General features: G+C 72.6%; 15 protein-coding genes. 6 read left to right on the top strand and 9 right to left on the bottom strand.

Annotated elements, in window-relative coordinates:
- Positions 1-100 precede the first annotated feature (100 nt).
- On the bottom strand, positions 101-670 hold the full coding sequence (locus BM236_RS10115; protein ID WP_091123148.1) for a YceD family protein: 570 nt from the start codon (positions 668-670) through the stop codon (positions 101-103).
- Positions 671-882: 212 nt separating this feature from the next.
- Here BM236_RS10115 and BM236_RS10110 point away from each other — a divergent pair, with 212 nt between their 5' ends.
- Together BM236_RS10110 and BM236_RS10105 are read left to right on the top strand one after the other, a co-directional pair.
- Positions 883-1,896, top strand: a complete 1,014-nt coding sequence (locus tag BM236_RS10110; RefSeq protein ID WP_091123146.1) for a glycosyltransferase family 2 protein — start codon at positions 883-885, stop codon at positions 1,894-1,896.
- Positions 1,881-2,843, top strand: coding sequence for a lysylphosphatidylglycerol synthase domain-containing protein (locus BM236_RS10105; RefSeq protein ID WP_281247644.1), 963 nt, complete (start codon positions 1,881-1,883; stop codon positions 2,841-2,843). Before BM236_RS10110 ends, BM236_RS10105 begins: the two co-directional genes overlap by 16 nt.
- Here the strand turns inward: BM236_RS10105 and BM236_RS10100 are convergent.
- Genes BM236_RS10100 through BM236_RS10080 form a run of 5 tightly spaced genes read right to left on the bottom strand, consistent with a single transcriptional unit; the run spans position 2,830 to position 8,574 of the window.
- Entirely contained in the window at positions 2,830-3,558 is a 729-nt protein-coding gene (locus BM236_RS10100) for a class I SAM-dependent methyltransferase (RefSeq protein WP_245750248.1), read from the bottom strand. The genes BM236_RS10105 and BM236_RS10100 overlap by 14 nt on opposite strands.
- A gap of 36 nt (positions 3,559-3,594) precedes the next feature.
- Positions 3,595-4,071: a pantetheine-phosphate adenylyltransferase gene (coaD, locus tag BM236_RS10095; protein ID WP_091123364.1), complete on the bottom strand. Its 477-nt coding sequence runs from the start codon at positions 4,069-4,071 to the stop codon at positions 3,595-3,597.
- A 10-nt stretch (positions 4,072-4,081) separates the two neighbouring features.
- Positions 4,082-4,678 (bottom strand): 16S rRNA (guanine(966)-N(2))-methyltransferase RsmD, encoded by a 597-nt coding sequence (rsmD, locus tag BM236_RS10090; protein WP_091123140.1) that lies wholly within the window; start codon positions 4,676-4,678, stop codon positions 4,082-4,084.
- Positions 4,679-4,685: 7 nt separating this feature from the next.
- Positions 4,686-6,929, bottom strand: coding sequence for an ATP-dependent DNA helicase RecG (locus BM236_RS10085; protein ID WP_091123138.1), 2,244 nt, complete (start codon positions 6,927-6,929; stop codon positions 4,686-4,688).
- Between the two features lie 10 nt (positions 6,930-6,939).
- Positions 6,940-8,574 (bottom strand): DAK2 domain-containing protein, encoded by a 1,635-nt coding sequence (locus BM236_RS10080; RefSeq protein ID WP_091123136.1) that lies wholly within the window; start codon positions 8,572-8,574, stop codon positions 6,940-6,942.
- Positions 8,575-8,766: 192 nt separating this feature from the next.
- On the opposite strand from BM236_RS10080, the gene rpmB reads away from it, so the two are divergent.
- Complete coding sequence (gene rpmB, locus BM236_RS10075) at positions 8,767-8,952, top strand: 50S ribosomal protein L28 (RefSeq protein WP_091123134.1); 186 nt, start codon at positions 8,767-8,769, stop codon at positions 8,950-8,952.
- 281 nt (positions 8,953-9,233) lie between these two features.
- Entirely contained in the window at positions 9,234-10,181 is a 948-nt protein-coding gene (locus tag BM236_RS10070) for a type IV toxin-antitoxin system AbiEi family antitoxin domain-containing protein (RefSeq protein WP_091123131.1), read from the top strand.
- Between the two features lie 160 nt (positions 10,182-10,341).
- Here the strand turns inward: BM236_RS10070 and BM236_RS10065 are convergent, their stop codons facing one another.
- A complete protein-coding gene (locus BM236_RS10065; RefSeq protein WP_091123128.1) occupies positions 10,342-11,283 on the bottom strand; it encodes a thiamine-phosphate kinase in 942 nt (313 codons plus the stop codon).
- Between the two features lie 162 nt (positions 11,284-11,445).
- On the opposite strand from BM236_RS10065, the gene BM236_RS10060 reads away from it, so the two are divergent.
- Positions 11,446-11,682: an Lrp/AsnC family transcriptional regulator gene (locus tag BM236_RS10060; protein WP_091123126.1), complete on the top strand. Its 237-nt coding sequence runs from the start codon at positions 11,446-11,448 to the stop codon at positions 11,680-11,682.
- Between the two features lie 50 nt (positions 11,683-11,732).
- Positions 11,733-12,182, top strand: a complete 450-nt coding sequence (locus BM236_RS10055; protein ID WP_217645290.1) for a DUF3515 domain-containing protein — start codon at positions 11,733-11,735, stop codon at positions 12,180-12,182.
- A 3-nt stretch (positions 12,183-12,185) separates the two neighbouring features.
- Here BM236_RS10055 and BM236_RS10050 read toward each other — a convergent pair whose 3' ends face one another.
- On the bottom strand, positions 12,186-12,710 hold the full coding sequence (locus BM236_RS10050) for a GNAT family N-acetyltransferase (protein ID WP_245750247.1): 525 nt from the start codon (positions 12,708-12,710) through the stop codon (positions 12,186-12,188).
- Entirely contained in the window at positions 12,710-13,789 is a 1,080-nt protein-coding gene (locus BM236_RS10045) for a D-alanine--D-alanine ligase family protein (protein WP_091123123.1), read from the bottom strand. The genes BM236_RS10050 and BM236_RS10045 overlap by 1 nt, the downstream gene beginning before the upstream one ends.
- Positions 13,790-13,796: the final 7 nt, after the last annotated feature.

The following is a 13,796-nucleotide window of genomic DNA, read 5'->3' as shown; positions in this document are numbered from 1 at the left end:
TCTCTCCTCTAACTGCAGACCAAGTCGACTCACCCGTCAGCCGCGACGACGCGGCGGATCAGGCAACCTGGCAATCCTACGAGACCCGAGCGCCGGGGCGTTATTCCTGGCCCTCCTCGAGCGTGGTCAGGCTCGCCCAGCGCGGGTCGATCGGCGCGTCGTGGTGGTGGTCGGGGTCGTCGGCCAGGCGCGCGCCGCACTCGGTGCAGAGCCCGGGGCAGTCGTCCTGGCAGAGCGGCTGGAAGGGCAGCGCCAGGACGACGGCGTCGCGCAGCACCGGCTCGAGGTCGAGCAGGTCGCCGTGGAGCATGCTGACCTCGTCGTCGCCCTCCTGCTCCACCGACGCCGCGTCGCGGGTGTCGTCGTAGAGGTACAGCTCCTGGAAGTCCACGTCGAGCTCGTCGGTGATCGGCTCCAGGCAGCGCACGCACTCGCCCTCGAGGGCGGCACGGGCCTCCCCGGTCACCAGGACGCCGTCCATGACGGCCTCGAGCCGCAGGTCGAGCTCGACCGGCGAGCCCTCGGGGACGCTGAGCACCTCGATCCCGAGGTCGGCCGGCGCTGGCGCCGTGTGGGTGACCTCGCGCTGCGTGCCGGGGCGGCGGCCGAGGTCGTGCACGTCGAGAACGAACGGGGCCCGGGGGTCCAGTCGCTTGGCGGAGCTGCTCACAGGGACAACGGTAGCCGCGCGGCAGGCGGGCACGGCATTCCGGCACCATCGGCCAGGACGGCCGCTACCTGGCGGCGGCTACCCGCGCCGCGCGCCGCTCACCGGGTGGCGGCGCGCGGGATCGGCGTCGGACGATTACGCTTGCGGTCGCGCCAACCCGGCGGATCCGCACCCGCCGGCCCGCGGTCGCGACGTCCAGATAAGGCTCTGCGTTGAAACTAGTCGTCCAGATCCCGTGCCTGAACGAGGAGGAGACCCTCCCGTCGGTGCTGGAGGGCATCCCGACCGAGATCCCCGGCATCGACGAGATCGTCATCCTGGTCGTCGACGACGGCTGCAGCGACGGCACCGTCGAGGTGGCGCGCGCCCACGAGGTCACCGAGTTCGTCCACCACACCCGCAACCAGGGCCTCGGCCGCTCGTTCCACGACGGCGTGGTGCGGGCCCTGGAGATGGGTGCCGACATCGTGGTCAACACCGATGGCGACAACCAGTACCCCCAGGACCGCATCACCGACCTGGTGCAGCCGATCCTGCGCGGCGAGGCCGACATCGTCATCGCCGACCGTCAGGTCCATCTCGTCGAGCACTTCTCACAGCTGAAGAAGCAGCTCCAGCGGGTCGGCAGCGCCGTGGTCAACCGCGCCGCCGGCACCCGGCTCCCCGACGCCGCCAGCGGGTTCCGCGCCTACTCGCGCGAGAGCCTGATCCTGCTCAACACGGTGACCCGGTTCAGCTACTGCATGGAGACGATCATCCAGGCGGGCAACAAGAACCTGAAGATCGCGAGCATCCCGGTGGTGACCAACGCCAAGACCCGTGAGTCGAGGCTGTTCAGGTCCACGCCCGAGCACGTGGCGAAGTCGGCGGCGGCGATCATCCGCTCGTTCATCATGTACAAGCCCTACGTCATCTTCGCCTGGCTCACCGCCGTCTTCGGCGTCCTCGGCCTCGTGCCGTTCGTGCGGTACGCCGTCCTGTGGCTGGGCGACCGGGAGGACGGCCACCTCCAGTCGCTGCTGCTGGGCTCCCTCCTGATGATCGTCGCGGTGCTCTGCATCATGCTCGGGGTGATCTCGGACCTCATCAGGACCAACCGCGTCCTCATCGAGGACAACCTCGAGCACACCAAGCGGCTCCGCTTCGGGTCCTCGCCCGAGGAGCGGCTCGCGATGCAGGGTCTGGCGCCCCTGACCTACGAGCGGCTCGAATCGGGTCGGCGCTGAGCGCCCCGCAGCCGCAGGCCGGGTCGGAGGTCCGCTCGAGACCTCGCTGGCCCCAGCTCCTGATCGGTGCTGCGGTCCTGGTCGGTGGCGCCCTCCTGGTCTGGACCAGGAGCGACGACATCGCCGACGCGGTGGACCGGCTCAGCCTCGGGCGCTTCCTCGTCTCGGGCGTGCTGGCGGTCGTCGGGACCGTCCTCATCCAGAACATCTGGGGCGCACTGCTGCACGGTCTCGACGCGCATCCCGGCCGGCGCGACGCAGCCTCGGTCTTCTTCGTCAGCCAGCTGGGCAAGTACCTCCCCGGGTCGGTCTGGCCGGTCGTCGCCCAGATGCAGTTCGGCCGGCGCTGGGGCGTGCCGCGCGCGGTCATGTTCGCGGCCAACGTCCTGCTGCTCGGGGCGGTCACCGCGAGCGGCATCGCCGTCGGGGCGGTCCTGCTGCCGTGGGCGAGCCCGCGAGGGCTCAGCCACTACTGGTGGCTGGTGCTCCTGCTGGTCCCGCTGCTCGCGGGGCTGCACCCGCGCACCGTCCCGGCCGTGCTGGACATGCTGTTGCGCCGGATCGGCCGCGAGCCGCTCGGCACCCGGATGAGCCCGCGCGGCCTGGCGGCAGCCGGCGCCTGGTCGCTCGCGAGCTGGCTCGTGCTGGGCGCCCACGTCGCCGTCCTCGTGGGCGCCTTCCACGGGGTCGGCCTCCGCGAGGTGGCCGCCTCGGTGGGCGGCATGGGCCTGGCCTGGGCGGCGGGCATCGCCTTCATCCCCGCCCCGGCCGGCGCGGGCGTGCGGGACGCCGTGCTCGTCCTCACCCTGACTCCGATCACCGGGTCCTCGCAGGCGCTCACCGTCGCGCTCGCGTCTCGGCTGCTGCTGCTGCTCGCCGACGTGCTCCTCGCCGCCCTGGGCGCGCTGGCCCGGCGGCGGGTCGGGCCGTCGGTCAGGGCCTCGTGAGGACCGAGGTCTGCTCGGGGTAGGGCAGGGTCGGCGTGAGGCCGCGGAAGACCCGCTCACGCAGGCCCGACCCGACGATCGCGACGCGGTAGCGCTGCCGGCGACTGTTGTCGAAGACGATGATCCCGTCCGGCGCGAGCCGCCGCGACGCCTTCGCCAGGCAGGCCTCGCGGGCGCGCCCGTCGATCACGACGAGGTCGAACGCGCCGTCGACCGCGTCGATCGCGTCGACGTACGCCTGGAAGTCGAGGTCCTGGTGGCCCTCCTTGGCCGACCCGACGACGGGGTGGGCCGACGCGGTCGGCTCCACGATCCGCAGCGAGACGTTGGGGAGCCTGGCGAGCTCGGTCGCCATCATCTCGCCGAAGCCACGGTGGTGCTCGACGCTGTGCACCTCGTCGGCGCGCTTGGCCAGCCAGACGGTCGAGGCGCCCGAGCCATACTCGAAGACCCGGATCGGTCGGCGTCGCCCGGCGAGCCAGCCGTCGACATGGCTGATCGCGGCGTAGCTCCACCACGGGACGTCGAGCTCGGCCATCGCGAGGGAGTCGTAGACCCTCGTGAGGCTGTGCGCCCAGTGCCGCACGCGATGCTCGACCGGAGGCGCCGTGTCGCGCGCGAGACCCGTGCGGGCCAGGCCGCGACCGACAGCCTTCATCGAGCCCGCGTAGGTCTGCTTGGCGATGGCGAGCGGAGAGCGACCGGAGGTGGACATGCGGCTCCTGGAACGGGGCGTCGGGACCGGACGACCCTAGCGGGCGAGCTTGCTGAGGAGCGCGTCGGCGACGAACCGGGGCACGAACGGTGAGATGTCGCCGCCGAAGCCGGCGACCTCCTTGATGAGGGTCGAGGAGACGTAGGAGTTGCCCGCGGCGCCGGGCAGGAAGACCGTCTCGATGCCGGTCAGGTGGGAGTTCATGTGCGCCATCGGCAGCTCGTACTCGTAGTCGGTCGCCCCGCGCAGCCCCTTCACGATCGCGACGGCGCCGATCTCGCGGCAGAAGTCGACGATCAGGCCCTCGAAGCCGGAGACACGGACGTTGTCCCACGGCCGCACCGCCTCCTCGAGCATCGCCAGGCGCTCCTGGGGATCGAAGAGCCGGCTCTTGGAGACGTTGACGCCCGTGGCGACGACCACCTCGTCGAAGAGGCCCGACGCGCGGCCGATGATGTCGAGATGACCGTTGGTCACCGGGTCGAAGGAGCCGGGGCAGACCGCGCGACGCATGGCGGACACGCTAGCGGTCGGCCGATGCGTCGGTCTTCTCGGCGTACCAGAGCCGCGTCTCGCCGTACTTCTTCTCGCGCAGGAGCGTCAGGCCGTCCGGCCAGGTCGGCTCGGGGCTGCGCTTGGCCCGCTCGACGACGACGAGGGCGCCCTCGGTGAGCCAGTCGTTGTCGACCAGCAGGGCGAGGTCGTGAGCGAGGGCCCGGTCGTCGAGGGGGTAGGGCGGGTCGCTGAACACGACGTCAAAGGGGTCGTCGGACCCGTACGACGGCCGCGGCCGTCCGGCGAGGACGGTCGCGACCGACCCCGCGACGACGTCGGCGACCGGGCAGCCGAGGTCGCGGACGTTGGCGCTGATCAGGGCGGCGGTGCGACGGTCGGACTCGACGAGCGTGACGGCGGCGGCCCCGCGGGACCAGGCCTCCAGGCCGATGGCTCCCGAGCCGGCGTAGAGGTCGAGGACCCGCAGGCCGTGCAGCGAGCCCGCCCAGGACTCCAGCGCCGAGAAGAGCGCCTCCCGGACCCGGTCGCTGGTGGGCCGGGTCGCGTCCCCCTTGGGCGTCGCGATCCGGCGCCCGCCGGCGGTGCCGCCGATGATCCGGGTCATCGGGTCCTCACGACCGCTCCAGGAACTGCGCACCCTCGGTGCGCTCGATCTCGGCGACGGTGCGCGCGAGCTCGGGCGCGCCGGTCAGCTCGGGGTCGGCGTCGAGGAGTGTCGTCGCGGCGGTGCGGGCCTCGACGATGGTCCGCTCGTCGCGCAGGACCCGGAGGTTCTGGAGGCTGGAGAAACGGCCGGACTGCGAGGCGCCGAGGATGTCGCCCTCCCGGCGCAGCTCGAGGTCGACCTGGCTGAGCTCGAAGCCGTCGGTGGTGCCTGCCACGGCATCCAGCCGCTCGCGGGCGGGCGACCCCATCTCCGCGTGGGTGACGAGCAGGCACAGCCCGGGTAGTCCGCCGCGGCCGACCCGGCCCCGGAGCTGGTGGAGCTGCGAGACGCCGAACCGGTCGGCGTCGAGGATCACCATCGCCGTCGCGTTGGCGACGTCGACGCCGACCTCGATCACCGTGGTGGAGACGAGGACGTCGAGGTCGCCCGCGGCGAAGGCCCGCATGGTGCGGTCCTTCTCGTCGGGCGGGAGCTTGCCGTGGAGCACGCCGACGCGAAGCCCGCCCAAGGGGCCGCTGCACAGCTGCTCGGCCACCTCGACGACGGCGCTCAGGCTCCCGGGCGCCGCGACGGGGCTGATGGGGTTGCCCTCCTCGTCGCGGTCGACCGCGTCGGTCTCGCCCTGCTCCTGGGTGTCGCCGCTGATCCGCGGGGCGACGACGTAGGCTTGATGGCCCTTCCCGACCTCCTCGCGGACCCGCTCCCAGACGCGGGCCTGCCACTGAGGGTGCTCGGCCAGCGGCACCAGGTTGGTCTGGATCGGCGCCCGCCCGGCGGGGAGCTCGGTCAGCGTCGAGACCTCCAGGTCGCCGAAGACGGTCATCGCCACCGTCCGCGGGATGGGGGTCGCGGTCATGACGAGCACGTGCGGCGGCGTACCGGCCTTGTCGGTGAGCGCCGCGCGCTGCTCCACGCCGAAGCGGTGCTGCTCGTCGACGACGACCAGGCCGAGGTCGAAGAACTGCACCTGGTCCTCGAGCAGGGCGTGGGTGCCGATCACGATGCCCGACTCGCCGGTCACGAGACGGCTGAGCGGGCCGGTGCGCTGGGTCTTCGTCATGGAGCCGGTGAGCAGCTCCACGCCGGTCCCCTCACCGAAGAGCCCGCCACCGGCGAGGTCGCCGAGCATGGCGGTGATCGACCGGTAGTGCTGCTGGGCGAGGACCTCGGTCGGCGCGAGCAGGGCCGCCTGGCCGCCCGAGTCGACGACCCGGAGCATGGCGCGCAGCGCCACGAGGGTCTTGCCGGAGCCGACCTCTCCCTGCAGGAGGCGGTTCATCGGGTGGGGCTGGGCGAGGTCGCGCTCGACCTGCTCCCCCACCGTGCGCTGGCCCTCGGTCAGCGTGAAGGGCAAGGTGGCGTCGAACCGTTCGAGCAGGTCGCCGCCCCCGGTCCGCGGGGCGGCGCCGATCGTGCGGGCGAACTGACGCCGGCGGGCGAGGACGGTCTGCAGGACCAGCGCCTCCTCGAACCGGAAGCGCCGCTGAGCGGCCTTGACCTGCGCCCAGTCCTCCGGTGCGTGCACCCAGTCGAAGGCCTGGCGCGCGCCGACGACGTCGTACGCCGACCGCACACTCTCCGGGACGACCTCGGGCACGTCCTCGACGACCGCGCGGGCGAACCGCACCGCCCGCATCACCTCCCACGACTCCAGGCCGGCGGTGAGCGGGTAGATCGGGAAGAGGGCCGTGAGCTCCTCGATCGTCATTGCGGCCTCGGCCGCCTCGGCGTCGGCGTCGCCGGCGTCGGCGTCGCCGAAGAGGACCAGCTGGGGGTTGGTGAGCTGCCACGTGCCGCGGAAGCTGCCGACCTTGCCCATGAAGACGCCGCGGGTGCCCGGTGCCAACCGGCGGGCCTGCCACTCGGTGACGTGGCGCTTCTTGGCGAAGAAGGTCATCTGGAGCTGCGGACCGTCGGTGGCGAGCGTGGTCTCCAGCCGCGAGGCGCCCCGGCCGGTGCGGCGGTCGGTGTAGTCCTTGATCCGGCTGTCGACGATCTCCCCCACCACGGTCAGGAAGTCGCCATCGTGCAGCTGGTCGACCTTGGTGAGGTCGGCGGTGTTGAGGTAGCGGCGAGGGAAGTGCCGCAGGAGGTCGCCGACGGTCTGCAGGCCGAGACCCTTGGTGAACTTCTCGGCCTTCTTGTTGGCGCCGAGCACGGCGGCCACCGGGGAGTCGAGCGCGATCAATGCTCCCCTCCTACTCGACGGACATCAGCAGCGGATACCGGTCCTGGCCCCCGTCGTACACCATGGCGTCGACAGTCGGGTGGTGCTCCTCGACCCAGGAGGCGCACGCGCGGCCCAGCCCGGCGGCGGCGTCGCCCGCGCCGGTGACGATCGTGACCAGCTCGCCGCCCGCGCCGAGCAGGCGCCCGAGGACGTCGGTGGCGACGGCGGCCAGGTCGCTGCCGACCACCACGAAGTCGCCGTCGACGACGCCCAGGGCGTCGCCGACCTCGCACGGGCCGGCCATCGTCATCGCCCGCTTGGCGGCGACAGTGACCGCGCCGTGCCGGACGTGGCGCGCCGTCGCGGTCATCTCCAGCACGTCGCCGTCGAAGGAGCGGCCCGGCTCGTGGACGGCCATCGCGGCGAGCCCCTGCACCTGGGCGTGGCTCGGGATGACGGCGACCCGGATGCCGTCGTCCGCCTCCGCCGTGCGGGCCGCGACGGCCGCCGAGCGGATCGTGTCGTTGTCGTTGGGGAGCACGACGACCTCGGCGGCGTGGCTGCGCCGGATCGCGTCCAGCAGCTCGCCCGTCGAGGGTCGCCGCCCCGGTCCACCGTCGACGACGATGGCGCCGGACCGGTCGAAGAGCGCGTGCAGCCCCGGGCCGGCCGCAACCGCGACGACCTTGCGGCCGGTCCGGGCGGGCACCCTCGTGCCGGTCTGGAGGTGGGTGACGCGGATCCGGTGCGGCCGACCGGCCTCGATGCCGGCCTCGAGCGCGGCCCCGGCGTCGTCGGCGTGCACGTGGACGTTCCACAGCGGGTCGGACCCGGTGATCACCAGGGACTCGCCGAGGGCCGACAGCCGGTCGCGGAGCGGACCGATGGCGTCGGCCGGGGCGTCGAGCAGGTACATCACCTCGAAGGCCGGGCCGTCCTGCTCGGGCCGGGTCCCCGGCTGCGGCGTCGGGATGGTGTGGCGCGGGGCGAACCGCGGCTCGACCGGGCTCGGTCGGCGCCCGGTGAGCGCGGTCTCGGCGGCGTCCAGGATCGCCGTGAGACCCCGACCACCCGCGTCGACGACACCCGCCTCGCGCAGGACGGCGAGCTGGTCCGGCGTACGCGCCAGGGCCTCGCGTGCCGCGGCCGCTGCTGCGCACAGGACGTCCCCGGTCCGGGTATCCGGCATCGCCCGCCGCGTCGCGGCTTCGCCGGCGGCCTTCATCACGCTCAGGATCGTGCCCTCGACCGGCTCGCCCACTGCGGCGTAGGACGCCTCCGTCGCCTCCACCAGCGCGTCGGCGACCACGACCGCCGACGCCTCGCCCTCCTGCTGGTGCGCGAGCCGGCGCGCCACGGCGCCGAGCATCTCGGCCAGGATCACGCCCGAGTTGCCGCGTGCGCCGAGCAGCGCCCCCTTGGCGAAGGCCTCGAGCGCCCCGGCCCGGTCCTCGCCACGAGCCTCGCGCAGCGCGTCGCGAGCGGCCGACATGGTGAGGAACATGTTGGTCCCCGTGTCGCCGTCGGGGACCGGATAGACGTTGAGGGCGTCCACCTCCTCGCGCGCCGCGGCGAGGGCGTCGGTGGCGAGGTCGGCGAAGCGGGCGACGACGGCGATGTCGAGGGGGCCGCGGGGGCGCTGGGGGCGGCCTTCCGTCGACATGCGTCCTCCTGCCATCCTGGGTAGCCTGTGGTCGTCACAGGCTAGTGGTGTCCCGGTCGACAGCGGCCGCTGCACCTGCGGTCGCCGGGGATTTCACCGGTCCGGCGGGCCTGGGATATTCTTCTTCGGTTGCCTGGCGCAGTTCCGCCGGTGACGACTGACCTAGCAACGAAATCACTTCAGGAGTTCACGGTGGCTGCCGTCTGCGACATCTGCGCCAAGAAGCCGGGCTTCGGCAACAACCGGCCGTGGTCCCGCAAGATCACGAAGCGTCGCTTCGACCCCAACATCCAGCGCGTCCGTGCCGTCATCAACGGCACCCCCAAGCGCCTCAACGTCTGCACCGGCTGCCTCAAGGCCGGCAAGGTCACTCGCTGACCCGCTGACAGTCTTCCCACGAGAGCCGTCGCCCGATCCGGGCGGCGGCTCTCGTGCTTGGTGGGTCGGTGGCTCGCGGGCTCGGTCGGTTCGTCGAGGTATGCAGCCGAACCGTCACTTTCCTCGCGGAGTTCCGCTGGGAAAGCGGATGCTCGGCTGCATACCTCGATGAACCAGCAGCTGAGCCACCTGGCGTCCACAGGCGGCCGCGTGAGCGCCGTGGTCCACAGCCTCGTCCATCGACAGTGCCCGACGGGCCGGTCCGGGCGGAGGCTCGGCCGATGGACATCGACCCCCTGCGCGAGATCGCGACCGCCGACGGCTTCTTCACCCGCGCCCACGCCCGCCAGGCGGGCTACGCCGACCGCGACGTCACCCGCATGGTGCGTGCGAAGGTGTGGACCCGCCTCCGACGCGGGGCCTACGTGTTCACCGACGTCTGGACCTCGCTCGACGACGTTGCCCGGCATCGCATCCGATCCAGCGCGGTCCTCCACCCCCTCGGCGACGTTGTCGCTCTGAGCCACGCGTCCGGCGTGATCCGCCACGGCATCGACGTGTGGGGCCTGGACCTCACGCGCGTGCACGTGACCCGGCTCGACGGCGGCGCCGGGAGGGTCGAGGGCGATGTCACCCACCACGAGGGCTTCTGGGCCGATGACGACGTGATGACGGTCGGGGGGCAGCGGGTCCTTCGCGCCGACCGATGCGTGTTGGAGGCGGGGTCGCGCACGACCGACGAGAAGGCTCTCTGCCTGATGGAGGCCGGGATGCGAGCCGGCCTCTTCGACCGCGCGGCGCTCGAGGGGACCTACGACCTGATCCGGCACTGGCCGTACGTGCGGCACCTCGGCATCCCGCTCGATCTCGCGAGCCCGCTCTCCGGGTCCATCGGAGAGTCCCGTGGCAACTGGCTCTTCCACCGCAGCGGCCTCCCGCGCCCAGAGGCACAGGTCGAGGTACGACGCGCCGACGGATCTCTCGTCGGCATCACGGACTGGTGGTGGCCCGCGCACCGCTGCTACGGCGAGTTCGACGGGCGGATCAAGTACGGCCGCCTCCTCAAGCCCGGGCAGGACCCCGGCGACGCCGTGTTCGCCGAGAAGCGCCGGGAGGACGAGATCCGGGAGCTGACGAAGGCGGGCATGATCCGCCTCGTCTGGAGCGACTTCGACTCACCTGCTGTGACCCGTGCGCGTCTCGAGCGGGTGCTCGGCCTCGCGGGCTGACGGTCCCGGTCGATGTACGTCGACGGTTCTGCTGGTCGCCTCTGCTGGTTCGTCGAGGTATGCAGGCGAACCGTCACTTACCTCGCGGAGTTCCGCTAGGGATGCGCAGGCTCGGCTGCATACCTCGATGAACCAGCAGCCCGAGCCGGACACCGTTCGCTCAGAAGTGCGTCCAGCCCGTCGGCCCGTCGTACGGCTTCCCGTCGACGGTGACGCCGTCCCCATCGGAGACCGACCCGATCTCCCGCCAGCCCTCGGGCAGGGCGGACGCGGAGGGGAAGGTCGCGAGCAGCGCGTGGTCGTCACCACCGCTGAGCGCGAAGGAGAGCGGGTCTGCGTTCAGGGCCGCGGCGACGGCCCGGAACGGCTCGGGGACCTCCAGCGAACCGGAGGTCACGTCGATGGCGACGCCCGACGCCGACGCCAGGTGGCCGGCCTCGGCCAGGAGGCCGTCGGAGACGTCGACCATCGCGGTCGCTCCCGCGGCAGCTGCGGCGGGCCCGGCGGCGTACGGCGGCTCCGGGCGCTGGTAGGCCGCGACCACCGCACGCGGGGAGCGGAAGCCGCGACCGAGCACGGCGAGCCCGGCGGCGGCCCAGCCCTGCCGTCCGGCGAGCGCGAGTACGTCGCCCGGGCGGGCGCCCGAGCGCAGGACCGGGGCCTGGGTGACCGAGCCGAGCACCGTCACCGAGACCACGATCTGTGCCGAGCGGGTCACGTCGCCGCCGACGACACTCGCGCCGACCAGTGCGCACTCCTCGGCGAACCCGTCGGCGAACTCCAACGCCCAGCGCGCGGGCAGGTCCGGCGGAGCAGCGAAGCCGACGGTCAGGGAGTGGGCGCGGCCGCCCATCGCGTTGATGTCGGAGAGGTTCTGCGCGGCGGCCCGGTGGCCGACGTCGGCCGCGGAGGCCCAGTCACGTCGGAAGTGCCTGCCCTCGACCAGCAGGTCGGTGGACACGACCACGTGCCCGTTGCGGATCCGCAGCAGCGCCGCGTCGTCACCGGGGCCGACCACCACCTGCTCGCCCTGCGGGAACCGCTTCGTGAGCTCGGCGATCAGCCCGAACTCACCGATGTCCGCCAACGTCTGCTCCGCCACGGACCCATCCCAACACGCGGGCCCCCGCCGCCCACGGCGGACACGGCCGGCGGACACGGCTATCGGCACGACCACGCCTCGCGATAGGTTGATCGTCGGCCCGAGAGGTTGCTCAGCACCGCCCAGCAAGCCCAGACATCCCCCGACAGCAGGGAGAACACGATGGTCGTCCAGGCCTACATCCTCATTCAGACCGACGTCGGCAAGGCTGCCGACGTCGCCGCCGAGATCGCCCGCATCAAGGGCGTGACGCTGGCCGAGGACGTCACCGGCCCCTATGACGTCATCGTCCGCGCCGAGGCGCGCAACGTCGACGAGCTGGGCAAGCTCGTCGTCGCGAAGGTCCAGACGCTCGACGGCATCACCCGCACGCTGACCTGCCCGGTCGTCCACATCTGAGGGTGACCCTCCTGCCGCGCCCCGTGCCGTCCGCGGCACGGGGTGCTGCTGTGTCGGGGGCACTGCTCGTGCTGGTCGCCGCCTGTGGCGGACCGGTCGAGATCGCCCGCCCGCCGAGTCGCGACCGCGCCGCGTGCGAGGCGCTCGCCGACCGGCTTCCCGAGCGTCTGGCCGACCTCGACCCGGTGCCCTTCACCCCCGAGGACGCCGACGGCGGCGCCTGGGGCGACCCGCCGATCACGCTGACCTGCGGGGTCGGCGTACCCCGCGGCTTCGGACCGGCCTCGAGCTGCATCGCGGCGAACGGCGTCGACTGGTTCGCCCCGGACGACGAGACGCAGGACAACGACTCCGACATCACCCTGACGACGGTGACGCTCACGCCACGCGTCAGGCTGCACGTGCCGGCGACCTATCGGGGCGGCACCCTGGCCGCGGCGCTGGTCGACCTGGCCGGCCCGCTGACGGAGACGCTCACCGCGGGCACCCGCTGTCTCTGAGGGTCAGGGGCGACGCATCTCGAGCTCGTTGCCCGCCTCGAGCACGACGACGACCCCCGTCGCCACGAACCCGAGCTTGCCGTACGCCGCCCGGGCGCGGGCGTTGTCCTCGTGGACGAGCAGGCGCAGCCGTTCGATGCCCTGCCCGGCGGCCCAGACGGCGATCTCGTCGACCAGCCGCCCGAGCAGTCCTGCGCCGCGGCGGTCGGGCCGGACCCAGACGCCGACGACGTGGACCTGGTCCTGCTTGACGGGGCGACCGGACCAGTCAACGGCGCCGGCCTGCTCGCGGACGCCGACCGCGCTCGCCACCCAGTCGTCGCCGTCGATCGCGACGAACTGCGCGATCCGGTCGCCCGCGCTGGCTCCGGTCGTGCGCTCCTGCCAGAAGGAGTCCGGCTCGACGAGGGCCCGGGCATGGCTCTCGACGAACGCGATCGACGCCACCTCGTCCTGGAGCGCCTCCAGCCGCATCGCCCGCACCCGCTGCCAGTCCTCGGCCCGGACGCGACGGACCTCGACCGCCATCAGCGCAGACCGGTCGGGCGTTCCAGCGCGAGGCGGATCAGCTCGTCGATGAGCTCGGGGTAGGAGATCCCGGAGGCCTGCCACATCTGGGGGTACATCGAGATGGGCGTGAAGCCCGGCAGCGTGTTGATCTCGTTGAGGATCACCTCGCCCTCGGGCGTGACGAAGACGTCGACACGGGAGAGGCCCTCGGCCCCGATCGACTCGAAGGCCTGCACCGCGAGCTCGCGCACCCGCGCCGCGACGTCGTCGGGCAGGTCGGCGGGGGCCTGCGTGCGGGCGTGGGAGTCGGCGGAGTACTTCTCCTCGAAGTCGTAGAACTGCGCCTCGGCGTGGTCGACCACGATCTCACCGGGGACGGACGCCCGCGGCGCCGCACCGCCGCGGCCGCCGAGGACCGCGCACTCGATCTCACGGCCGGCGATCCCCTCCTCCACGATCACCTTCGGGTCGTGGAAGCGGGCCTCCTCGATGGCGTCGGCCAGGCCGGTCAGGTCGTCCACCCGGGTCACGCCCAGCGAGGATCCCGCCCGTGCCGGCTTCACGAAGACGGGGAACTTCAGCTCGGCCTGGACCCGGGCGACCACCTCGGACTGTCCGTGCTCCCAGTCGCGCGGCTTCACGACGACGTAGGGCCCGACCGGCAGGCCGTGGCCCGTGAAGACGAGCTTCATGAACTGCTTGTCCATGCCGACCGCGGACGCCAGGACACCGGCGCCGACGTAGGGCACGCCCGCGAGCTCGAGCAGGCCCTGGATGGTGCCGTCCTCGCCGTAGGGACCGTGCAGGAGCGGGAAGACCACGTCGACGTCGTCGACCTCGTTGAGGCCGGCCAGCTCGCGGCCGGCGTCCGTGGTGACCTCGGGCAGGCGGCCGGCGGAGAGCTCCCACTGCGCCGGGTCACCGGAGGCGAGCACCCACCGCCCCTCGCGGGTGATGCCGACCGGCAGGACGTCGTACCGGTCCCTGTCGATCGCCTTCATCACGCCCGCGGCGGTCGCGGCGGAGATGGCGTGCTCGCCCGAGCGGCCGCCGAAGACGAGGGCGACCCGGATCTTGCGGGCAGGGCTGTCGGTCATGGCCGTC

Source organism: Nocardioides terrae (genome assembly GCF_900112345.1).
GTDB lineage: Bacteria > Actinomycetota > Actinomycetes > Propionibacteriales > Nocardioidaceae > Nocardioides > Nocardioides terrae.
The sequence above is the reverse complement of the archived record's forward strand: the minus strand, read 5'-3'. Positions and strand labels throughout refer to the sequence as shown.